At 47.1% G+C, this 21,318-nt stretch carries 25 protein-coding genes; 1 reads left to right on the top strand and 24 read right to left on the bottom strand.

Features of this window, described 5'->3' with window-relative positions; translation table 11 throughout:
- Window positions 1-13 precede the first annotated feature (13 nt).
- Genes bshB1 through NLX74_RS08285 form a run of 5 tightly spaced genes read right to left on the bottom strand, consistent with a single transcriptional unit; the run spans window position 14 to window position 2,930 of the window.
- Entirely contained in the window at window positions 14-706 is a 693-nt protein-coding gene (gene bshB1, locus NLX74_RS08305) for a bacillithiol biosynthesis deacetylase BshB1 (RefSeq protein WP_061829194.1), read from the bottom strand.
- Window positions 703-1,140 (bottom strand): methylglyoxal synthase, encoded by a 438-nt coding sequence (gene mgsA / locus NLX74_RS08300; protein WP_013310694.1) that lies wholly within the window; start codon window positions 1,138-1,140, stop codon window positions 703-705. Before mgsA ends, bshB1 begins: the two co-directional genes overlap by 4 nt.
- Window positions 1,141-1,196: 56 nt before the next feature.
- Complete coding sequence (gene dapB / locus NLX74_RS08295; protein ID WP_254328417.1) at window positions 1,197-2,000, bottom strand: 4-hydroxy-tetrahydrodipicolinate reductase; 804 nt, start codon at window positions 1,998-2,000, stop codon at window positions 1,197-1,199.
- A gap of 31 nt (window positions 2,001-2,031) precedes the next feature.
- Complete coding sequence (locus NLX74_RS08290; RefSeq protein ID WP_013310696.1) at window positions 2,032-2,550, bottom strand: tetratricopeptide repeat protein; 519 nt, start codon at window positions 2,548-2,550, stop codon at window positions 2,032-2,034.
- A 50-nt stretch (window positions 2,551-2,600) separates the two neighbouring features.
- The gene (locus NLX74_RS08285; protein ID WP_023989148.1) at window positions 2,601-2,930 is read right to left on the bottom strand and encodes a nucleotide pyrophosphohydrolase; all 330 of its coding nucleotides are present in this window, start codon (window positions 2,928-2,930) and stop codon (window positions 2,601-2,603) included.
- 213 nt (window positions 2,931-3,143) lie between these two features.
- On the opposite strand from NLX74_RS08285, the gene NLX74_RS08280 reads away from it, so the two are divergent.
- Window positions 3,144-4,013, top strand: coding sequence for a YitT family protein (locus NLX74_RS08280; protein WP_061829196.1), 870 nt, complete (start codon window positions 3,144-3,146; stop codon window positions 4,011-4,013).
- A gap of 77 nt (window positions 4,014-4,090) precedes the next feature.
- Here the strand turns inward: NLX74_RS08280 and NLX74_RS08275 are convergent, their stop codons facing one another.
- The 19 genes from NLX74_RS08275 to aroB form a co-directional block, all read right to left on the bottom strand.
- Window positions 4,091-4,936, bottom strand: a complete 846-nt coding sequence (locus NLX74_RS08275; RefSeq protein ID WP_254328416.1) for a sporulation protein YpjB — start codon at window positions 4,934-4,936, stop codon at window positions 4,091-4,093.
- 18 nt (window positions 4,937-4,954) lie between these two features.
- A complete protein-coding gene (locus NLX74_RS08270) occupies window positions 4,955-5,215 on the bottom strand; it encodes a hypothetical protein (RefSeq protein ID WP_155729680.1) in 261 nt (86 codons plus the stop codon).
- A 288-nt stretch (window positions 5,216-5,503) separates the two neighbouring features.
- Window positions 5,504-6,148: a DUF1405 domain-containing protein gene (locus NLX74_RS08265; RefSeq protein ID WP_013310701.1), complete on the bottom strand. Its 645-nt coding sequence runs from the start codon at window positions 6,146-6,148 to the stop codon at window positions 5,504-5,506.
- Window positions 6,149-6,322: 174 nt separating this feature from the next.
- A complete protein-coding gene (locus NLX74_RS08260) occupies window positions 6,323-6,502 on the bottom strand; it encodes an IDEAL domain-containing protein (RefSeq protein ID WP_013371655.1) in 180 nt (59 codons plus the stop codon).
- A 22-nt stretch (window positions 6,503-6,524) separates the two neighbouring features.
- Window positions 6,525-7,031 carry a gamma carbonic anhydrase family protein gene (locus NLX74_RS08255; RefSeq protein ID WP_023989153.1) on the bottom strand — a complete coding sequence of 169 codons (507 nt, stop codon included), beginning with the start codon at window positions 7,029-7,031 and terminating at the stop codon, window positions 6,525-6,527.
- A gap of 52 nt (window positions 7,032-7,083) precedes the next feature.
- The gene (locus tag NLX74_RS08250) at window positions 7,084-8,193 is read right to left on the bottom strand and encodes a hypothetical protein (RefSeq protein ID WP_235309597.1); all 1,110 of its coding nucleotides are present in this window, start codon (window positions 8,191-8,193) and stop codon (window positions 7,084-7,086) included.
- 166 nt (window positions 8,194-8,359) lie between these two features.
- Window positions 8,360-8,962, bottom strand: a complete 603-nt coding sequence (locus NLX74_RS08245) for a histidine phosphatase family protein (RefSeq protein WP_068941607.1) — start codon at window positions 8,960-8,962, stop codon at window positions 8,360-8,362.
- Between the two features lie 70 nt (window positions 8,963-9,032).
- A complete protein-coding gene (locus NLX74_RS08240; RefSeq protein ID WP_061829202.1) occupies window positions 9,033-9,659 on the bottom strand; it encodes a hypothetical protein in 627 nt (208 codons plus the stop codon).
- Window positions 9,656-10,252, bottom strand: a complete 597-nt coding sequence (locus NLX74_RS08235; RefSeq protein ID WP_172828252.1) for an RNA polymerase sigma factor — start codon at window positions 10,250-10,252, stop codon at window positions 9,656-9,658. Before NLX74_RS08235 ends, NLX74_RS08240 begins: the two co-directional genes overlap by 4 nt.
- An 856-nt stretch (window positions 10,253-11,108) precedes the next feature.
- Window positions 11,109-12,197, bottom strand: a complete 1,089-nt coding sequence (locus tag NLX74_RS08230) for a prephenate dehydrogenase (protein WP_069289822.1) — start codon at window positions 12,195-12,197, stop codon at window positions 11,109-11,111.
- Between the two features lie 26 nt (window positions 12,198-12,223).
- Window positions 12,224-13,327 carry a histidinol-phosphate transaminase gene (hisC, locus tag NLX74_RS08225; RefSeq protein ID WP_254328415.1) on the bottom strand — a complete coding sequence of 368 codons (1,104 nt, stop codon included), beginning with the start codon at window positions 13,325-13,327 and terminating at the stop codon, window positions 12,224-12,226.
- A gap of 54 nt (window positions 13,328-13,381) precedes the next feature.
- The gene (gene trpA / locus NLX74_RS08220) at window positions 13,382-14,188 is read right to left on the bottom strand and encodes a tryptophan synthase subunit alpha (RefSeq protein WP_250268701.1); all 807 of its coding nucleotides are present in this window, start codon (window positions 14,186-14,188) and stop codon (window positions 13,382-13,384) included.
- The gene (gene trpB, locus NLX74_RS08215; protein ID WP_250261108.1) at window positions 14,185-15,381 is read right to left on the bottom strand and encodes a tryptophan synthase subunit beta; all 1,197 of its coding nucleotides are present in this window, start codon (window positions 15,379-15,381) and stop codon (window positions 14,185-14,187) included. Before trpB ends, trpA begins: the two co-directional genes overlap by 4 nt.
- A complete protein-coding gene (locus NLX74_RS08210; RefSeq protein ID WP_254328414.1) occupies window positions 15,378-16,049 on the bottom strand; it encodes a phosphoribosylanthranilate isomerase in 672 nt (223 codons plus the stop codon). The genes trpB and NLX74_RS08210 overlap by 4 nt, the downstream gene beginning before the upstream one ends.
- Window positions 16,046-16,840, bottom strand: coding sequence for an indole-3-glycerol phosphate synthase TrpC (gene trpC / locus NLX74_RS08205; protein WP_254328413.1), 795 nt, complete (start codon window positions 16,838-16,840; stop codon window positions 16,046-16,048). The genes NLX74_RS08210 and trpC overlap by 4 nt, the downstream gene beginning before the upstream one ends.
- Window positions 16,830-17,876 (bottom strand): anthranilate phosphoribosyltransferase, encoded by a 1,047-nt coding sequence (trpD, locus tag NLX74_RS08200; RefSeq protein ID WP_254325413.1) that lies wholly within the window; start codon window positions 17,874-17,876, stop codon window positions 16,830-16,832. The genes trpC and trpD overlap by 11 nt, the downstream gene beginning before the upstream one ends.
- A gap of 34 nt (window positions 17,877-17,910) precedes the next feature.
- The gene (trpE, locus tag NLX74_RS08195) at window positions 17,911-19,461 is read right to left on the bottom strand and encodes an anthranilate synthase component I (protein ID WP_254328412.1); all 1,551 of its coding nucleotides are present in this window, start codon (window positions 19,459-19,461) and stop codon (window positions 17,911-17,913) included.
- 385 nt (window positions 19,462-19,846) lie between these two features.
- Window positions 19,847-20,221, bottom strand: coding sequence for a chorismate mutase (gene aroH / locus NLX74_RS08190; RefSeq protein ID WP_013310718.1), 375 nt, complete (start codon window positions 20,219-20,221; stop codon window positions 19,847-19,849).
- A gap of 2 nt (window positions 20,222-20,223) precedes the next feature.
- Window positions 20,224-21,318, bottom strand: a complete 1,095-nt coding sequence (gene aroB, locus NLX74_RS08185; protein WP_254328411.1) for a 3-dehydroquinate synthase — start codon at window positions 21,316-21,318, stop codon at window positions 20,224-20,226.

Raw genomic sequence — 21,318 nt, 5'->3', positions numbered from 1 at the left:
AAGTATAGAATTCTTATGTGAATAGCTTAACCAGATATGGCGTTTTGGACGCAAAGCCTTCTGCATACGAAATCAGTTTGCGTTGACCCAACAACGAGTCGCGAGCTTTTACGCGTTCCACATATCCCTGATTTAAGGGTGTGGATACTGTATCCTTTCCAGGTGCTGCCTGAAATTGCGAAGCATAACTCAACAAAGACCGTTCTTTGGCTTCATAATGCTCGGTGATATCCACAATCAAATCCGTTCTGCCAATATCATTAATAAAATAAAAATATAATTGCTCTACCTGTACCGCAGGATTTTCTGGCATAAAACGTCGCAACTTGGCGTTAAATACCGCTTCCTCCACTAACTTACTGCACATGACATGGTCTGGATGTCGATCCTCCCAATAAGGAGCAAATACGACTTTTGGTGCATGGCGCCGTATTTCTGCTGTAACTGCAGCTACATGTTCTGGAGTTACATATAATCCACGATCCGGCAGACCTAAATTCGTCCGCACGGCAAGTCCGAGTACTTTTGCAGCGTGTTCTGCCTCTGCCATACGAGTATCCACATCACCATTGGATGACATTTCAGCCCGCGTCAAATCGCAAACGCCCACCTTTAAACCAGCGGCTGTATGCTTGGCAATCGTGCCTCCCATTCCTATTTCTGCATCGTCGGCATGGGCTCCGAAAATCAAGATGTCCAGTGTCATTTTATATCACCTTGCTGGTCAATCCCCGGTTTATATTTATGTACCAGCTCACGCCAAGCAAAATCGCCACGGTCTAGCGCCTTAACCAGTATTTCAGCAGTTGCAACGTTGGTTGCCAGAGGAATCCCTTGTACATCACACAGACGTAACAGGGCGCTAATATCCGGCTCATGCGGCTGGGCCATAAGCGGATCACGCAAGAATATAATCAAGTCCATGTCATTTTGTGCAACCATAGCCCCGATTTGCTGATCTCCTCCAAGCGGACCGGACATGAAACGGTGAATTTGAAGCTTGGTTTGCTCCATAATGCGCAGACCTGTTGTACCTGTTGAAAATAACTGGTGATCTGTAAAAACATGCTCATAGGCCGTTATGAAATTTACCATTTCATCCTTTTTTCGGTCATGCGCTATAAATGCAATCTTTAACATTCAAAGTTCCTCCTGCCTCATTCTATAATTTCGTTCGTCAAATCATTCGCGTATTCTTAATCGATGTAATGCTCAAATCCATATACAAGTCCTGGCTGCTCCATAACCTTCTGAATACCGATTTTAACACCCGGCATATAGCCCGCTCGTTCATAAGAATCCTGACGAATTTTCAGAGATTGTCCAAACCCTCCGAAGATTACTTCTTGCTGTGCGAACACACCGGGAAGACGGACACTGTGAACACGGAACCCTTGATAGTACCCCCCCCGTGATCCTTCTAACGTTTCTTCCTCTTCCGGGTTACCCTGTCGTAGCTCTTCACGCTGTTCGGCGATCAGCTCTGCGGTCTTAATGGCTGTGCCCGATGGCGCGTCCAATTTTTGGTCACCATGATATTCGATGATTTCCAGATGTGGGAAGTATTTCGCTGCCTGAGCCGCAAACCGCATCATCAAAATGACTCCAATCGAAAAGTTCGGGGCGATCAGACCACCAATTTGCTGCTCACGACACTGCTTGTCCAGTTCATTAATCTGTTCGGGGGTAAACCCTGTCGTTCCGATAACCGGACGTACTCCATACTTGATAGCAAGCGCTGTATGTGCGTACGCAAAATGCGGCCCCGTAAAATCGACCATGACATCCGCTCGACTATCCAGTAAAGCCTGCTCCACGTCCTCCCCAATAGCGATACCCGCTTCCGGTAATCCGACGAGAAGGCCGGCATCACTGCCGGCATGTGTTCTGTTCACTGCGGCCACAAGCTGTAGTTCCTCATCCTGAAGAACCAATTTGACAACTTCACGGCCCATACGCCCTGCTGCTCCTACAACAGCCACTTTTATTGGTTCTGACATATCCCTACAACTCCTTATGCATCCATTTGTGTTAGATCTGTTCATTCATCTGCTGGCATAACTTCTTCATGAGGTTGGCAAGCTGCACATTGTGAGGAAACAGTGCAGCCGCCTCGCGAGCAGCCTGCACAGCTAGCTTATACTCATTCAATTCATCATAAATCAATGCGAGCAACAAAAAAGCATCCCCACATAACGGATCGAGGGCTATTGCTCGTTCCAGTAGCAAAATCGCATCCTGACGCACCTGTGGCGTAGCTCTGTCGACATCCAGCATTTTTCTGGCCTTCTCCGTATGCTGCCTGGCTTCCTGCGCATGCAGATGGAGAACATATTCATCCTGCTGTGGAGCGAGACGAACCGCATGCTCTGCATATGCGAGAGCCTGCTCCAAACGACCACTACGAGCATAGGTAACCGAGCACCGGAAATAATGCTCCGCATGATCAGGCTGAGCTGAAATTGCTTTTTCAAACCATTCCACAGCCTGCTCAAAATCGTTCTGCAAAATGCACTGATAAGCTTTCTGAACGTATTCCTCCGCCTTCATGACACTGCACCTCCGGGTAACCGGTTTGGTACAGCATATGTACAAAACGCCTAATCGGTGTCCTTTTTGGTCCAGCGATTCGCGTCACGCGTGTTAAATTTTTGCATGACCTTATCATGAGCCTCGGTCAAATTTATACCTAGCGAGTTCGCAAAGCAAACTGTGATGAACAAAATGTCCCCCAGCTCCAGCTCAATCGAATTGTCCGCCTCATCCGTTTTTTTCGGTTTCTCGCCAAAGGAGTGATTGACTTCCCTCGCCAGTTCCCCGACTTCCTCAGACATCCGGGCCAACATCGCCAAAGGGCTAAAATACCCTTCCTTAAATTGAGATATATACTGGTCTACCTCACGTTGAATTTCATCTAATGATTTTTCCATGAATCACGCAATCCCCCCATGTGCAGGTTTATTCATATGTTATCGTAAAGCACATTTTAAAACAAATTTTTTTTAATTGTGTACTTATGATCCCAACTTACAGTCATCAGCCTTTTAAAGCTTTCGTAAAAAGGTATACTACATATAAGGAGCTGCGATTTAGCAAATAAGCATGAAGTCGTTCTTCCTTAAACTGCTACTGCGAGGGATCATATGAAGATATCCAAGTCTATGGAACAGCTTAAACTGATTTTACCCATTGTGCTCGGGACCGCCATCTATGCATTCGGTCTGCTTTATTTTATAATACCCAGTAAACTGATGGAAGGTGGTATTACAGGGATCACCCTGCTGCTCAATTATGCTTTTTCGATTTCACCCTCTCTCTCCACATTGCTGCTGAACATTCCTTTATTTTTAATTGGGTGGAAAATGCTTGGGGGCAAGCAAATTCTATATACAGGGGTAGGTATCGGGTCGCTCACTTTTTTTCTGTGGTTGTATGAAAAAATGATTCATTTCGGATGGATGGGAACATTTCAAACTGAACACGATTTTATACTTTCTTCATTATATGCGGGGGTTACGCTTGGGGCCGGATTAGGTATTGTGTTCCGCTTTGGCGGCACCACGGGCGGCTCGGATATAATCGCTCGTATTCTAAACAGGAAGTTTGGCTGGAGTATGGGAAGGATTCTGCTGGTCATTGATATCGTCATTATCGGTGCTTCACTACTTTACATACCAAAAGAAAAAATTCTATATACATTAGTCGCCGTGTTCATCGCGTCCAAAATTATTGATTTTATACAAGAAGGGGCCTATTCTGCCAGAGCCTTTATGATTATCAGCGACCAGACGATGGACATTGCGGATATTATTATTAGGGACATGGATCGTGGAGTTACTATTATTCCGGCTGTAGGTGCATTTTCCAAGCAGGCCAAGCATGTTGCCTATTGTGTCGTGCCTCGTCAGGAAATACGACGTTTGCACCAAATTGTTAAATCGGTTGATCCACGGGCGTTTATTATCATACAGGATGTGCATGATGTACATGGAGAGGGGTTCAAAGAGGAATAGCCCGGAAATCCGGGCGATGGGCTAACCTATATGGATGGCTCAGCAGCCAACGACGCGAATATTCGAATTTTGCATCGTTATCCAGAGAAACCAGCTCGATATTTACGATAACCTGCATAGGCCAGCGCCAGCAGAACAATCATGCCGATTGCCAATTCTGCCCGGCGCTCACTTTCACGCGGGATAAATGGCGCCAGGGCAGTGGCGTCTTTTTCACGTCCAAACAAGGCATTAAACGTCGGATTTCCCTGATCCAACGCCCCTCTAATCGCTGAGGCATCTGCATTTTGCTGATCCCCCAATCCTTTGACGTAGGAAATCCATGAATCAGCCCGGACAACTTCACTTGTTCTGCCATGAATCAATGCTGCTGTACGGATCGTCTCATAGTGGTCCTCCAGCACCGCGGCTCCAGCTTTGAAACCCTTCATGTTGCCTTTAGCAAACTGGCTGTTCAAGCCACTAACATCTTCTTTTAAAATCTTATAATACTGCTGCCATAAGGGCTGACGCGGATGTGCAAGCGCATCTGTCGCAAGTCGTAAATTGGCCGCAGCCTTCACCCATTCATCCGGTGATGCTTGGACGGACTGTGTAGCTTGCTGCACCTCAAGGATGCTGCCGGACAAAGCATGAATGGCCTCTACAGATAACGCTGCCTGCACCTGTCCAGTGCCAAACCATCGACTCACCTCGGCTACATCCGCGCGCGCTTTTTCAATGTTCCCGTCCATCACATCTCGGTACAGTATCGCAGCTGCATGATCCAGTTCCTCAATCTCTTTTGTATTTCCTACGGGTTTTGACTGATCACGCGCTTCTGCCACACCTGGAGGGACGCAGACGGACAGCAGCAGGACCATAGTTAAAACAACACTCGAAACAATACGTATCATAATTTGCAACGCCTGACCCCTAATCATGGGACATCCCTCCTCACCTTACTGTATGGCAAGGTTACCGAGACTAGAACTTGCTTTAGGACAAATGGTATCCCCCTCAAAATCTGCAACCACAATCGTGTCATATTGAGGTATATACATAAATTTATCTTTAAAAAACGAGATGGCATAGAATAAAACCAGCCATTCACTACTTTCCGCAGCAAAAAGTGAATACGGATTTAATCTAGCACTTTTATTTTTCAGTAACTTTAAATCCGACTGCTCTTCCAGGTTCAATTTCTCAACTTTAATGTCCAAGTGGTTTATGATTACTTTCCGGTTCGATTGATATTCTTGTGCTGAAACAAACGCGAATTTAGGGTAAAAATTCTTCACACTATCATTGCGAACAAATACGTAGCATCACAGTTGCCCTGCCGTACGTAAGGGATATATTTATCATTCCAAAAGCCCAATTGATACCAAGCTTCAAAATCAAAACCAAAACTTTGTTTAGCTAAATGATTAAAGCTCTTTCTTATTTTATGATCATCACGGTTCCTTTTTTAAATATATATTCTTTTTGGTTTATAACAATGTTCATCTCTATTTCTCCACTTCTACTCCCATTCGATTGCGCGCAAACATGGCAAGCCATGCCGCTATAATACTGACAAGGGTCAGCATATAGGTAAAAGCACGCACTTGTGGTACATCATCCGTTAGCGTCTTCGGAAGATACGGATATATACCAAATGTATAATCCATCGTATCATTTAATAATGTCCAGAGTGTGGCTAGGCACAAAGCAGTCCATTTGCAGGTGAAAAAACGCACGAACAGCAGTGCTTCGACCGCCATTGCCGTGTGAGATGCCACCAGCATCCAATCCTGCCATATCATATGTCCCCCCTGCGCAACTCCCCAAAAAATAATAGCTGAAGCCCAGATGCCATATTTTACACTCGTGACAACAGCCAACGCCTCGATGATCTGGCGAATGACCTTCAAGCTCTTGAGACGCGGAGAATAGAGCAAAAATGCTATAGAGATCGTAAAAAACAGACTCGCCGTCGGACTATCAGGCACAAATACAATCTGCCACATTGGGTGATAATTTAGCGTATATTCCAACTGCCCCCCATACCATATGTACCCATACACCGTTCCAACCAGATTACACCAGAACAGCAGCCACAAAAAAGGCCGGCTCGTCAAGAACGACCGGCTCCACAAATAAGATAACGACACGTCCTTCATCCTCCGTTCATACGACAGTTGCCTTGTACAGGTCCCATCCTACAAAGACTATATCATATCCAAGCGTATCAAAAAAACCTGACCGCCGCTACAGTCAGGTTTGATGATTATAATCTTTGAACTAAAGATTCGTCTGAAATCCAACTTAGGATTCCTAAGATTGTTCTAACTCATTGCTTTCAGCTCATCCGTAAGATGACGAAAAGCTACTTCATCTCCGGAGGCTAGCGCCTCATCAATATCCTTGTAGAGTTTTTCACTCCGGTGTTTACGTAATGCCTCGTCCAAAACCATTTCAGCAGACAGGCCCAACATTACTTCATAAGTAACCTTCATTTTATCCATAGGATGCACCTCCAACATGAGTTTAAGAGATCCTATATTCTTTTCCTTTCGCCACATAGCTGAGTGCCGTTCGTGACATCCGCTGCAAATCTGCATCTGTCAATTCGCGCACCACTTTGGCAGGTGTACCGAGAGAAAGAGTATAGGGTGGTATTTTGGTATTTTCCGTAACGACCGACCCTGCTCCTATTAAAGCATATTCACCAAGCTCCGCTCCGTTGAGTACAATGGCCCCCATACCGATTAAAGTGCCTTTGCCTACCGTACAACCGTGGATTATTGCAGCATGACCTACCGAAATATCATCCGCCAGCAACAGGGGCTGGTCCGTGTTCACATGTCCCACGACACCGTCCTGAATATTGCAGCGTTCACCGATGATGATAGGCGCCATATCTCCGCGCAGTACGGCATTAAACCATACAGAGGAATCTTGACCGATCGTTACTTTTCCGACAATTTTTGCTCCTTCTGCCATATAGACAGATGAATGGAGCTGTGGCATGTTTCCGTTATAGTGAATCAGCAACAACTTCACCCTCTCATTTTGGGTGAAATTCTATCAATATGTGTGCTGCTTGTCAATGGAGCCGTATACCCGAGTCGTTCCGACCAATGCGGCACTCTCCCGCCAACTTCAGCCCCCAGGCCGTCATCTGTACAGATGGTCCCGTCGAATGTTCACCCTGACGAAGCATACCCAAGTGAAGCATCATTCGTATAATCCTCTGATCAAAGACCGAACGGGGCGTATCATAGTAAAACGGTCGAATCAGTGGGCCGATATGTACAAAAAGCGACTCTGAGGACGTCCAGGGCCTGGCACATTCTCCAATCCAGTAGACTAGAGACAGCAAATTAGGAACGGCTCCTTTATACAATCTTAACCAAAACCTGAATAGCTGTATCATTTCTTCCTCAATTGTATGCTCCTGATGCGCTTCTCCCTTTGCCGTCAGCACAACTTGGTCCCCTTTCTCCTCAATGTACTTGGAGTGACGGGCATAATCATAAAGTAGTGCCATTCGGTCTGGATAAAACTTAAAAGAGGAGCCATACCCGAAACGCCATCCTCCCTTACCCAAAAGCGGCTCCGCAATGTGCAAATGTTCCATCAGCTGCTGCTGATTGCGACGATACCAAGCTCCCTCGGGATTTAGCGGAACCTCATGCTGCCCCATGTATTGAAGGAAAAGCCGTAAATCCTCTGCCAGCAGATGCCCTTCATCCCGGTACGACGACGGTTCGCTTACCCGGGTCATTCCGTTTTGGAAGTCATGTACCATAACACGTCGAAAGCGCTCCTTCATATCCAACGGAATTTGGAACAAATACCTCGTATTGTGCGTCGAACCATTGAACAACCAGCCACTAGAACGCAGACGGGTCACAATATCCCTTGGCCGCTCACCAGGATTCTTGTCCTCCTCAACAGACTGTTTGGCTATTGCAACCAATTCCTCCATGCTGAAATACGGTCGGTCATCGAACAGCAGCGCGTTCAAAAACCTTACCTCTGACAACCTCAGCTCCTTGACCTGCGTCTCAAAAAAACTACTGCTGCCGAGCTTCGTCAAAATCCCCTGGATCAACTCATGTTTGGAATTAGGTTTACAGTCACAATCGTAATACACCGCGATTCTGTTCAAATGCACAATATCCGCAAATGTCAGCATATCCGCCAGATTCATTGTTCCATCGCCTCGTCACTGGACTGTCATCCGGAATTGATTCTTACCTGTTGTACCCACAGCTTTGACGGATTGTTCAGACTCTAAACCTCTTTTTTTGCAAAGGTATAATTAAAAAACAAAAAAGACCACGACTCCTACGATAAGTAGAAGCCTTGGTCTTTTACTAACTTTTTGAGTTACAGTCACTTTTCTCTTGCAAATGCTTCGTGCAATTATACAAAAGTGGTGCCCAATCCATATCCTCACGCTGGAGTACACTAAGTGACAAATTGCCGATTCGTTCCGTGAATTTTTCCTGATACAGAGCCTTATACAAATTAGCCAAAAAACCGCCGTGGGAAACGACCAGCAGATTCTTGTCCCGATTTTCCGTCCAAATGGCTTCCATAAAAGCTAGCCCGCGAAGCTGAAGATCCGCATCGCTTTCCTGCCCTAGATCCAGCAGATGCCAGTCGACTCCCCACTTCTCTTCACGCTCGGCCTGGGTCATGCCCTCGACCTGACCATAAGCACGTTCTCTTAGCCGATCATCAGGCTCTAACAACGGGAGATGCAGAGCAGAAGCAATAATCTCCCCAGTCTCTTTCGCTCTGGAGAGACTACTTGTAATAAGCCCGTCCCAATGATAAGGTTCTTCCTTTAATCGTTCTGCCAGCAAGCGTGCCTGCCGACGCCCTTCCTCATTCAAGGGAATATCACTGTGACCCTGGATTTTCCCTACCGCATTCCAATCCGTCAATCCATGTCTGATCAAGCCAATAAGCATCGTGTCGTTTCCTCCGCTGTTTTGTTATTCAGGCATTGTTATGAATTCATATTGGAGCCCAGCTGTCCTGCTAATTTCTGACCCTTCTCGCCCGATGGATCCAGCCCAGAGAAAATAAAGCAAGCGCAAGTGCCAATACAGACAACAACATCCAGTATTGCGGATAAGTAGGAACAATGCTAGCAACCAGCGGGTCCATAATGCCACTATTCACATCTTTAATGTGGTATTGATATTGTGGAGATGTACTTGTAGTTTTCAACAGGCCTGTCGGTAAAATACCTGTGTCCATGACAGGAGCTGCTTGAGGGGGATTTTCCTGAGAGGAGCTTCCGTTCCAGTTCAAAAACAAGAAGCTACATAAAAATACGGCCAAGAAGCCGGCGATCCATACAGACATATACTTACGGGCTGCTGGGTTCACACGCGCACGTCGATGCTCGCCCGGAACAAGCCACGGTGATTCTTCATAAATTCGATCCATGACTCTGCGATTCATTGCCTCTAGCTTTTCATCTGTTATTTCAAAGGAAATATCACGAATATCGGACCGATTTTCTTTTGACAAATTCCACTCTTTTTCTTCCGAACCATGCTCCCACCCAGCAGACGAGCTTTTGGCCCGTCTGCGCTCCGAGTCTTGTTTCGATACATTTTTGCCTGTAGCGAACAAATCCTCAGTGTCCCTGGATTTCATTGGCTGCTCATCCCTTCGTTTTCCTCATAGAGAGGCTCAAAAAAATAAGGCTCCAACTGCGTCTTCACACTGGATCTTGCCCGGAAAAGCAATGACTTCACCGCACTGACCGTCTGTCCTAAAATAGTCGCAATCTCCTGATAATCCAATTGCTCATATTCACGCAAAATCAGCGCAGATCGCTGCTTCTCAGGCAATCTATTGATCGCTTCACGAACCATCTCTACCTTCTCACCGCGAAGGACGGCCTGCTCCGGAATGACATCCGATGGAGCTACCGGTACATAACCGCTCTCCTCCAATGGAACCTGACCGCTACGGTGCTTGCGAAGCTCACTTAGCACCGTATTGCGTGCAATCGTATATAACCAAGTGGAAAACGATGCGTCTACCTCGCGAAAAGAGTGCAGGCTCCGATACGCTTTATAAAACGTTTCTGAGCACAAGTCCTCAGCAATCATTTCCAGGTTCGAACTTTTCAGCATATGATAAACAAAAGCTAAAATTTTACGTTGGTGCCGCCTCATTAATTCTGAATAAACCTCAACATTACCTTGTTTGATTTCCTGAATCATCTGGGAATCTGTCATCATCCGAGTGAGACCCTCCTCGCCCATACATGTGCTGTTTTCCCGTTCGATTCTGTCTATATATACCGAACAGGTCAAAAAAAGTTGCGCCCTCTGCGCAAATGGATGAAACAGCATCATGGAACATTTGTTATTTTCTTACCCTATGTAGTGCCAACATTAACGGTGCTATCCCCAACAATATTCAACATCCAAAATGGACTTACCCATTGTACCACAAAATGTCCGTCAGTAAAAAAGTCCAAAATCCCCACGATTTCTATCAATGCCTCCCTAACGCTGGCACCTGATTCATTTATACAGCTTTTCAGGGGATTTTAAATTTTTTCAAGATTAAATGACAACCCCATTGAAAATGTTCTATTCAAATACATCAATAAGGAAAAAAACACAAAAAGAAAACGCTTCAAAAAAAATATTGACAAAATGAAAACGTATACATATAATAAAAGTACAGTATGGTTTCTCTCCACTCCTATCCTACTCAGCTACTTCACTAAAAGTAGCTACCACCCGGGGCTTTACCCGGGTGGTCTTTTTTTGTTTTCTTTAATAATAATTAGTGAGAAGGATTGTCTCATTTGTTCTTCAAATAACAAAAAAGCGGGCGAAAGTTTCTTCACCCGCTTTAAAACTTTTCCTATTATTTCACTCCCAGAAAGCATAGTACTTTTAAGGCGATCCGTAGCGCAGCGATCCATTTGAATCTAGAGAAGCGTAGCGTTCGCCTTTGCAGGGGGATTCTTACCTTTAGATAATTTAAAAAGTCCAGAGAATCCCCCTGCAACAGCGATCGTAAGATCAAATGGATCGCGGAGCGGTGTACCTCCTTAACGAACACTCATACTTTCTCCACCCTTCACACCACCACTTTATACCCCATCGAATCCAGCAGAGTCTTGGCACGCTCCCAATCCTGCTCTTGACGGAAGGAAAGCCGCATGATGCCTGGGACATCCTCCCGGCTTTCAATGATTTGCATATTGCTCAGATTAATGCTGTGATTACCGAGTTCCATAGCAATTCGCCCGATAATCCCTGGGGTATCCGGTACATCAATATACAGATCAAACGTGGAGACGATAACTCCTTTGCGACGCTCTGGCAGTTCACTGCGGAAGTGCCCAGCTGTCAAAAACTCGTCAGCGATTCCCTCACCGTCTTGTATTCTCAGTAAATGGGTAAAACGCTCAATCTGTCCGTTCCATTCTTCCAACAGACCTAGTAAAACTTCACGATTGCTCAGTAAGATGTCCCGCCACACAACCGGATCACTAGAGGCTATCCGTGTAATATCACGGAACCCGCCCGCAGCCAATGTACGGTACAACGGATTTTCATCATTGTGCTTTCGCACCTGATTCACCAGCGCCGCTGCAATAATGTGCGGAAGATGGCTAATCGCACCGACAATATCATCATGCATATCAGGTTGGACACGCACAACATGAGCACTAGTATATTTTAATAAACGTTCCAGTGAACTGTATGCTTCCTCAGGCACACCCTCTGCCGGGGAAAGCACATAATATGCGTTTTCAAATAACAATGCGGAAGCAGCCTTTACACCGGAACGCTCCGAACCGGCCATCGGATGACCACCGATAAAGTAAGCGTTGCGCAAAGAAATTTCTGATGCTTTTTTGGCAATTGCCGATTTCGTGCTGCCTACATCAGTAATAATACAACCCGTTTTAAGCGGTAGCTTGCTTAACAGTTCGAGATAATGTTCCAATAAGCCCACAGGTACGCATAAAAAAATAAAATCGGCATCCTCTGCCGCTTCTTCAACCGAAAGAGTCGCGGTGTCCACGACACCACGGCTTAACATCGGTTCCATCAGTTCAGGGAGATGGGCATGGCCGACAACAGTAATATCCGGCTTCCCTTTAAAACAAAGTGCGAGGGACCCACCAATCAGTCCCACGCCGAAAATGGCAATCTTCATCAATTATCAAATCCCATCTGCGGAAATTATAGGCGTACTTTCGCCGCTTCCGCCCCCAGGACCTGTTCCAGCACACGAATAAACAACTCATTTTGCGGCTGTGATCCAACCGACACCCTAATATATGTCGGATATTTATGATGACCTGCGCGAATAATCACACCTTTACGAAGCAACTCCTGGAATACCTCACCGGATGGACGACGTACATCCAGCATAATAAAATTACCATGTGCCGGGAAAGACTCCAGCCCCAGACGCTTGAGTTCATTTTGCAAATAAACTCTGCCCTCTGCATTACGATCCCGGCATTCTTGAACAAATTCCTGATCTTCCAAGGCAGCAATGGCAGCAGCCTGTGCTACCCGTGATGTATTAAACGGTTCACGAACCTGATTTATCAAGCGAATGATTGACTCGGCTCCCATACCATAACCAATGCGCAGCGAAGCAAGCCCATAGATTTTGGAGAAGGTGCGTAGTACAACCAGGTTTTCGTACGCTGGCAACAAACGAATGCCGTCGGGATACGAACGATCCGTCACAAACTCGGCGTAGGCTTCATCCAGAACAACCATGATGTGCTTTGGTACTTGGTCCAAAAACGCAATTAGCTCTGCTTCAGGTACAATCGTGCCCGTCGGGTTATTTGGATTACAGATCCAAATAATTTTTGTACGGTCATTGATGTGAGACAGCATAGCATCCAAATCATGTACACCGTCACGCAAAGGCACCTCAACTGCAACCGCTCCCTCAATTTCCACATTACTTTTGTATACGGAAAATGTCTGATCGGCCATAATGCTTTCTTCCCCGGGAAGGAGGAAAGCACGCGTAATCAACGCAATAATTTCGTCAGATCCGCAGCCATAGATAAACTGTTCCTCTTTTAAACCCGTCCGTTTAGCTAGTGCCTGTGTCAAAGCTACTGCACTTCCGTCAGGATATACACTAATGTTGGCAAACTCCTGCTGAATGGCCTGAAACACTTTGGGAGAGCTACCATACGGATTCTCGTTCGAGGCGAGCTTGATGACTTCATCGAGTCCCAGCTCACGTTTTACGTCTTCAATCGGTTTACCGGGCTGATATACTGGCAAATGTACAATATGCGGTTTAGGTTGCATGCCCCTACCTCCTCTATCCAATCAAAACATATTTATTACTTTCTATTTTGACAGTTACTGCTTTAATTGTGCCACAAAATTATGAATTTGCAAAAGACCTTCTTGCCTGCGCGCAGAATCATTCAGCAATGGAATGGCCTCCTCCACCTGACGTACAATTGCACTGCCGACCACAACTCCATCGCAAATGTTTGAAAACCGGGCTACCTGCTCTTGAGTAGAGATCCCAAAACCGACCGCTACCGGAATATCCGTATGCCGTTTGACCTGCGCGATAAAGCCCTCTATACCTTCAAAAAAGGAAGCTCTTTCCCCAGTTACACCCAGCGAAGATACACAGTATACAAATCCACGGGCCTGACGGACAATTCGTTCGATCCGCTGTTCAGAAGTTGGAGCCACCAGAGGAATCAGATGCACACCCACCTCTGCGGCCCGTCCTCCCAGCTCCTCCGCTTCCTCAAGCGGAAGGTCCGGAATAATCAGACCGCTGATACCGTGCTCCTGCAAGCCTGCAAAGAAAGCATCCATACCCATCTGTAATACAGGGTTATAATACGTGAACAGAATAAAAGGCAGACTTGAACCTGCCGCCCTGGCCAGAGAAGCTGTCTTCATGCACGTGCGAATGGAAATTTGCCGTTTCAGTGCACGCTCAGACGCGCGCTGAATTACAGGACCGTCAGCCAGCGGGTCGGAATAGGGTACACCCAGTTCCAATATGTCAGCTCCGGCCGACTCTAACTGCCGAATGATCTCTATTGTAGTATCCACATCCGGGTCGCCTACCGTCAGAAAAGGGATTAATGCCGTTTTGCCTTCATTTTTAAGGCGACCAAACGCCTGATCAATTAAATTCATGACGGTTTTCCTCCCAAATACTTGATAATGGAGTCCACATCTTTATCCCCGCGTCCAGACAAACAAATAACGATAATATCATCTGCCGTCAACGTAGGTGCCAGCTTGACGACCTGCGCAACAGCATGTGCCGACTCTAATGCAGGAAGTATTCCTTCGGTACGGCAGAGGAGCTGAAGCGCGTCCAGCGCTTCCTGATCCGTGATCGGAACATACTTGGCCCGCTCAATATCTTTCAGGTATGAATGCTCCGGTCCAACACCTGGATAATCTAATCCAGCCGAGATGGAATGCGCAGGTTGCACTTGTCCGTACTCATCCTGAAGCAGATAACTCATAGAGCCTTGGAAGACCCCTTGTGTTCCCTTGGTCATCGTAGCTGCATGGAATTCCGTTTCGACACCTTTTCCAGCGGCCTCCACGCCAATCAATGCGACACCCTGATCCTCAATAAAAGGATAAAACATGCCGATGGCATTGCTTCCGCCACCGATCGCTGCCACGATGACATCCGGAAGTCTGCCTTCCTTCTCTAGGATCTGGCGACGTGTTTCATCACCAATCACGCGTTGGAAGTCCCGCACCATCATCGGATACGGATGTGGGCCGACAGCTGAACCCAAAATATAGAACGTATCATGGACATGGCTGACCCAGTAACGCAAAGCTTCATTCCCTGCATCCTTAAGTGTACGTGTACCTGATGTCACCGGAATGACCTCTGCACCCAAAAGCTGCATCCGAAAGACGTTCAGCTGCTGGCGCACAGTATCCTCTTCGCCCATAAACACCTTGCATTCCAATCCGAGCAACGCAGCCACAGTCGCTGTCGCGACACCATGCTGTCCTGCGCCTGTTTCAGCAATGACCTTCTGTTTCCCCATACGCTTCGCCAGCAATCCCTGAGCTAATGCATTATTGATTTTGTGGGCACCGGTATGATTTAAATCTTCGCGCTTCAAGTAAATTTTAGCTCCGCCCAAATGCTGACTCAGACGCTCCGCATGATAAAGCGGCGTTTCCCGACCAGAATAGTCCTTAAGGAGCCCGTTCAACTCTGCTTTAAACTCGGGATCATCCGCGTACTTACGGTAGGATTCCTCCAATTCAATCAGTGCGTTCATCAACGTTTCCGGTACAAAACGTCCTCCAAATGTTCCAAAACGTCCGTTGTTATCAGGTAATTGTGTCATGCCTGCTTCACCCTTTCCACAAATGCTGTGATTTTTGCAATGTCCTTGACTCCGTTCGTCTCTACACCGCTGGATACATCCAGCCCATGGGGATGATACTCATGAACCAGCTTTTCCGCATTATCGGCAGTCAACCCGCCGGCTACAAACAAAGGAATTCCATATTGATGGGTCCAAGCCTGATAGGCAGGAATTCGATCCCACGCAAACGTTTTTCCGGAGCCGCCGCCATACAGGGGATCGTATGTATCCAGCAATAAAGCGTCAATTGTCCCGACATAGGCATCCAATTCGTCCGCCGAGCGTTCTGTTTGTCCTTGACTGTCCACAGACCATGCCTTGAATACCTGTATACCAAAATGCTCCCTAATCTCCCGACAGCGCTGCGGACTCTCCTGTCCATGCAGCTGTATGACATCCAAGGGTGCTTTCTCCATCACATCATTTAACAGTGCATCACCAGGGTTCACAAATACACCCACGCTGCGCGGTCTGCTGCCTGAGGTCCATTCATCTAATACGCGAAGCAGCTTTCCAGCCTGTACGCCGTCAATCCGGCGCTTGCTGTCAGCAAACACAAAACCTATATAATCGACCGGTAAGTTTACAATAGATTTTAGCACTTCAACGCTTTGAAGTCCACAAATTTTTATGCCCGTTTTGTTCATGCTTTAACCCCGTCCATCAATTCGGCTACAGCCTGTCCTACATCTTCCTTGCGCATCAGATGCTCCCCCACCAAGATACCGTGTGCACCTACCGAATGCAGATAATTAACATCTTCCGGTCCCGCAATTCCGCTCTCACTGATAAACGTAACCCCTTTAGGAATTAGTGAGATCAGCTCCTCTGTCGTCTGGAGACGAGTCTCGAATGTCCGCAGATTTCGGTTATTTACGCCAATTAAGGTTGCTGTCCCCAGCTCCAGCACCGCTTTAAGCTCCTCACTGTCATGCACCTCTACCAACGCGTCCAGCCCGAGGTCCTTGGCAATCTGTAAAAAGGATCCTAATACACGGGGTTCCAGGATAGCGGCAATCAATAGCACCGCATCCGCTCCCAGCAGACGAGCTTCATATATTTGCCGTTCATCAATGATAAAATCCTTTCGCAGGAGCGGAATCTTCACCTGATCGCGAATTTGCTGTAAATATTCAGGGCTCCCCTGAAAATACGTCACATCTGTCAGTACAGAAATGCAATCCGCTCCTGCTCCCTCATATGCACGTGCAATGTCCACCGGATGGAAATCCGGTCGAATCAGCCCTTTGGATGGGGAAGCCTTCTTCACCTCAGCAATCAGTCCGAGCGGACGATTGCGTCTGTTCGCGATCGCATTTTCGAATCCTCTCGTCGCAGGTAAATCAGCAATTAATCGTTCGGCTTTACTTATTTGAAAATGCTCCTTAAGCTGCTCCACTTCTTGTCGCTTCGTCACCACAATTTTGTCAAGATACATATTGATATTCCCCCGTTGCCTGTATTAATTGATCCAGCTTAGAAAGTGCCAGTCCCGAGTCAATAGCTTCTGCCGCTCGTGCTACTCCGTCCGTCAAGGTAGCCGCTGCACCTGATACATAAATGCACGCTCCTGCATTCGCTAACACAACATCCCGATAAGCTCCATGCTCTCCGTTTAAAATTCGTCGTATGATATCTGCGTTAACCTGTGCGTCGCCGCCCAGCACCTGATCAAGAGAATGCGTCTGCAAGCCCAGATCCGACGGATGAAGCTCGAACGTGTGAACCTTGCCGTCCTTCAGTTCGGATACTCGTGTCGCAGCTGAAATACTAATTTCATCTAGCCCATCCAGACTACTGACAACCATGGCCCGTTTGGAGCCGAGCTGCTTCAATACCTCGGCAATGACTTCCGTTTTGTTGGCGTCATAAATGCCCAACAGCTGCCGATCCGCACCAGCCGGATTCGTCAAAGGACCTAGCATATTGAATACCGTCCGCACACCCAGCTCGCGGCGCGGCGCGGCGGCATGCTTCATAGACGGATGATACAGCTGTGCGAATAAAAAGCAGATGCCGATTCGGTCCAGACATGACCTAGCCTGCTCACTCGTCAAATGAATGTTGACTCCCAATGCCTCCAGGACATCAGCGCTCCCGGCACGGCCACTTGCAGAACGATTGCCATGCTTTGCTACCCGTACAGACACCGAAGCTGCGATGATCGCGGATATCGTGGAAATATTAAACTTGTGAATCCCTGAACCTCCGGTTCCACATGTGTCCAGCAGACGACCGCTGCCTTCTTCAGCTTGCACTGGACTAGCGTAGCTACGCATAGCCTCGGCAAAACCAGTGATTTCATCTACCGTTTCCCCTTTGAGGCGAAGAGCCGTCAGCAGCCCGCCAATTTGTGCCTGTGTAGCACTTCCACTCATAATCTCTTCCATTACGCTACGGGCCTCCGTACGCGAAAGATGCTGTCCCTCAATGATCCGGCTTAACCCCACTTGCATCATGTCATGTCGTTCCATTGTCGTCTCCTCCTCAAAATCAGATTTTTGTGTGTTACGGAGTGTACAAGTAATCCTGGTTGATGACGCTGTTATAGGGCTGTGTCGTTGCCGGGAACATCACTTCTGCCGTACGGATTGCCTTCAGCAATGCCTTCGCTTTGTTCACCGTCTCCTGATACTCGCTTTCCGGAACCGAGTCCCACACAATTCCAGCGCCTGCCTGGACATAGGCCCGGTTCTTTTTAAACACAATCGTGCGAATCGTAATGCAAGCGTCCATATTGCCTGAGAAGCCTAAATATCCAATCGCCCCTGCATAGGGTCCGCGTGCTTCCCGCTCCAACTCAGCAATAATCTCCATGGCTCGTAGCTTCGGAGCCCCCGATACGGTGCCGGCTGGCAGACAAGACAGGAAAGCATCGAAAAAATCTTTGTCCTCACGTAGCTCACCCGACACATTGGATACAATGTGCATGACGTGAGAATAGCGTTCAATCTCCATAAACGTATCGCATTTGACTGTGCCAAACTGTGATACACGGCCCAAATCATTTCTTCCCAAATCGACCAGCATCAGATGTTCTGCACGTTCTTTTTCATCGTTTAACAGTTCTTCAGCAAGTGCCACATCTTCTGTCTCCGTTACCCCACGCGGTCTCGTTCCTGCAATAGGACGGGTCTCTACCCGGCCGTTTTCCACCTTGACGAGTGCCTCAGGCGAAGTGCCTACGATGATCTCGTCATCCATTTTCAAATAATACATATATGGCGACGGGTTCATCGTGCGCAGCACGCGGTATACCTGTAAAGGTGAGGCCTCTGTATCAATGTGAAAACGCTGGGATAGTACAACCTGAAAAATATCACCGGAGCGGATATACTCCTTCGCCTGCTCTACGTTTGATATAAACTGTTCCTTCGTCACATTGGATTGGATCTCACCCAGTTCCACATCATCAGGAATGGAGGCTGATCCTAATCGCTCCGGTGGGGCCTGCTTGCGCAAATACTGTGCCGTTTCCTCCAACTTGCGTTCCACGTCAGCATAAGCAGCACGAATGTCCTCATCGCGGAACCCTTCGCCTACATGAACATTGCCGACCAGCAAAATTTGCTGCTTCACATGATCAAAAACAATGACTTGATCGCAGAACATAAAACGAATATCATCCATATTCAAATCATCTACCGAATGCTCTGGTAGCTTTTCATAATATTGAAGCAGGTCATATCCAAAAAATCCGATAGCCCCGCCTGTAAATGGAGGCATTTCTTTCAGTTTCGGACTACGGTATTTGTGAAGCAATGCTTTGAGCGCTTCAATCGGCTTGTCGTTTAATATTTGCCGTTTACCGTGTTGTTCCAATATCAAACGTCCTTTTTTACCCGAGACCATTAGAAACGGATCTGTACCGATGAATGAATGTCGCGCCCACTGTTCGCCTCCCTCTACACTCTCTAGCAGAAAGGCACGGTCCCGCTCGGCATACCGACGGAAAATCCGAATCGGCGTCTCCATATCAGCCAGCACTTTTTTGTACACAGGAATCAGGTTAAATTCATTCGCCATCGTTATCACTTGCTCCACATGCGGCGTTAACATGAGATCACTTCCTTTCCAAATTGGCGCAGAACCATAGGAGAGAATATAAAAAAGCCTCTACCGGTAAGGTAGAGGCTGTCAGTTATTGAAATTATAAGAATGCTCCATATGTAAATGACTACAGCAAATAGATAAGTATACACTCATCCCTTTTGTATAAACACGCAGGTTGCTTCAAATAAGCTTCTCTGTAGAAGAATATCTCTTCATAGACAAAAGCTTACCTGCTACCGCCGGTCTCTGTAATCTCATATGGAATTGGCTAAGGCTGCACTCTTCTCATCTCAACTCTGTCTCTGGCTAACTCTACTCTACTTAACTCTGCTACACACACTATATCTCATGGGATGTTACTTTGGCAACCATCAACTTTAAAAACGGGCGCTTATTTCCCTTGGGAAGCCAGATCCGGTCTTAACGCCTGCGCTCCGTTCAAATATACATGTTTAATTTCCCGCTGGGATTTATCGGTGTTCACCTGTACCATCAAACGGATGCACTTGGGTAAACTGCCTGCCACAGGAATTTCTAATGCACACATGAGCGGAACCATATCCCAGCCATCAAGCTGACGAATGGCCTTGGCTGGAAAGGCAGTATCCAGGTCATGGGTCACCGTAATCCATACGTTACTAATATCCTCCGGCTGAATTTCATTGTAGGATACAATTTCCTCCAGTAGTTGGCATGTTGCTTCCAAAATTTCGTTTTCTTCATTATTCACTACGGTCGTCGCGCCACGAATTCCCCGATTGTACATCGTTACGCCCCCTCTTTTAACTGTTCAATAACTTGTCGGATGTAAGAGACGGAAATATCCTTCACAACCTCCACGTGCCCGATGCTACGTGGGACGACAAAAGTAATGCTGCCTTCTTTGAACTTTTTGTCATGCATCATCGCGTCCAGCAGCCGATCTGTATCGAGATGTGACGGAAGGGAGGTCGGTAGCCATAGCGAAGACAACATCTCCTTCGTTTCATCTACCAAAGAAGGATCTGCCCCCAGCTTCACGCCCAAAAGTGCGGAGCCGACCATACCAATAGAAATGGCTTCCCCGTGTAAAAACTCACCATATCCCGCAATGGCTTCAATCGCATGACCAATCGTATGACCTAGGTTTAGAATAGCGCGCAAATCATTTTCTCGTTCATCGCGCGACACCACTTCGGCTTTTACGGAACATCCCTTTTCCAGACCGTACTCCAGAGCTGTCGCATCCAGCGCAAGCAAATCAGTCGCATGGTCATGGCACCACTGGGCGAAATCAGCATCCCAGATCAAACCATGCTTGATCATTTCAGCAAGCCCCGCAGATACCTCACGAGGAGGCAAGGTAGACAACGTATCTACGTCATATAACACAAGTTCCGGTTGATGGAAGGCTCCTATCATATTCTTTGCCAAAGGATGGTTGATGCCGACCTTACCGCCCACGCTACTATCATGGGCAAGGATCGTAGTGGGGATCTGTACAAACTTGACACCTCTCATATAAGAAGCTGCCACAAATCCAGCCAAATCACCCACTACACCACCACCAAGTGCAATAACGGCTGAATTGCGATCCAAACCTCCCTCAATGGCTGCTGTTATGACCTGCTCAAATACAGCAAGCGACTTGGAAGTTTCACCTGGCTTAACGACAAAGGACACTGTCTTGTAACCCGATGCCTGAAAATTGCTCTCCAATGTTGCCAAGTAGAATCCCGCTACATTTTCGTCAGAAACAATCAACAACGGGCTTTTTTGCGCAATTCCTCGTTCCTTCAACAACTCTCCGGCTCGATGTAGCAGCCCTCGTCCGATATGAATAGGATAAGAACGTTCCCCAAGCTGTACCGTCAGCGTACTCAT

This window comes from Paenibacillus sp. MZ03-122A, from assembly GCF_024213325.1.
Classification (GTDB): domain Bacteria; phylum Bacillota; class Bacilli; order Paenibacillales; family Paenibacillaceae; genus Paenibacillus; species Paenibacillus polymyxa_B.
This window is presented reverse-complemented; position numbering and strand designations above follow the sequence as displayed.

Excerpts from the sequence above, each read along its gene's own strand:
- bshB1 (WP_061829194.1), bottom strand. The coding sequence starts at position 706 with ATGACACTGGACATCTTGATTTTCGGAGCCCATGCCGACGATGCAGAA.
- mgsA (WP_013310694.1), bottom strand. The coding sequence starts at position 1,140 with ATGTTAAAGATTGCATTTATAGCGCATGACCGAAAAAAGGATGAAATG.
- dapB (WP_254328417.1), bottom strand. The coding sequence starts at position 2,000 with ATGTCAGAACCAATAAAAGTGGCTGTTGTAGGAGCAGCAGGGCGTATG.
- NLX74_RS08290 (WP_013310696.1), bottom strand. The coding sequence starts at position 2,550 with ATGAAGGCGGAGGAATACGTTCAGAAAGCTTATCAGTGCATTTTGCAG.
- NLX74_RS08285 (WP_023989148.1), bottom strand. The coding sequence starts at position 2,930 with ATGGAAAAATCATTAGATGAAATTCAACGTGAGGTAGACCAGTATATA.
- NLX74_RS08280 (WP_061829196.1), top strand. The coding sequence starts at position 3,144 with ATGAAGATATCCAAGTCTATGGAACAGCTTAAACTGATTTTACCCATT.
- NLX74_RS08275 (WP_254328416.1), bottom strand. The coding sequence starts at position 4,936 with ATGATTAGGGGTCAGGCGTTGCAAATTATGATACGTATTGTTTCGAGT.
- NLX74_RS08260 (WP_013371655.1), bottom strand. The coding sequence starts at position 6,502 with ATGGATAAAATGAAGGTTACTTATGAAGTAATGTTGGGCCTGTCTGCT.
- NLX74_RS08250 (WP_235309597.1), bottom strand. The coding sequence starts at position 8,193 with ATGAATCTGGCGGATATGCTGACATTTGCGGATATTGTGCATTTGAAC.
- NLX74_RS08245 (WP_068941607.1), bottom strand. The coding sequence starts at position 8,962 with ATGCTTATTGGCTTGATCAGACATGGATTGACGGATTGGAATGCGGTA.
- NLX74_RS08240 (WP_061829202.1), bottom strand. The coding sequence starts at position 9,659 with ATGAAATCCAGGGACACTGAGGATTTGTTCGCTACAGGCAAAAATGTA.
- NLX74_RS08235 (WP_172828252.1), bottom strand. The coding sequence starts at position 10,252 with ATGATGACAGATTCCCAGATGATTCAGGAAATCAAACAAGGTAATGTT.
- NLX74_RS08230 (WP_069289822.1), bottom strand. The coding sequence starts at position 12,197 with ATGAAGATTGCCATTTTCGGCGTGGGACTGATTGGTGGGTCCCTCGCA.
- hisC (WP_254328415.1), bottom strand. The coding sequence starts at position 13,327 with ATGCAACCTAAACCGCATATTGTACATTTGCCAGTATATCAGCCCGGT.
- trpA (WP_250268701.1), bottom strand. The coding sequence starts at position 14,188 with ATGAATTTAATTGATCAGGCGTTTGGTCGCCTTAAAAATGAAGGCAAA.
- trpB (WP_250261108.1), bottom strand. The coding sequence starts at position 15,381 with ATGACACAATTACCTGATAACAACGGACGTTTTGGAACATTTGGAGGA.
- NLX74_RS08210 (WP_254328414.1), bottom strand. The coding sequence starts at position 16,049 with ATGAACAAAACGGGCATAAAAATTTGTGGACTTCAAAGCGTTGAAGTG.
- trpC (WP_254328413.1), bottom strand. The coding sequence starts at position 16,840 with ATGTATCTTGACAAAATTGTGGTGACGAAGCGACAAGAAGTGGAGCAG.
- trpD (WP_254325413.1), bottom strand. The coding sequence starts at position 17,876 with ATGGAACGACATGACATGATGCAAGTGGGGTTAAGCCGGATCATTGAG.
- trpE (WP_254328412.1), bottom strand. The coding sequence starts at position 19,461 with ATGTTAACGCCGCATGTGGAGCAAGTGATAACGATGGCGAATGAATTT.
- aroH (WP_013310718.1), bottom strand. The coding sequence starts at position 20,221 with ATGTACAATCGGGGAATTCGTGGCGCGACGACCGTAGTGAATAATGAA.
- aroB (WP_254328411.1), bottom strand. The coding sequence starts at position 21,318 with ATGAGTACGCTGACGGTACAGCTTGGGGAACGTTCTTATCCTATTCAT.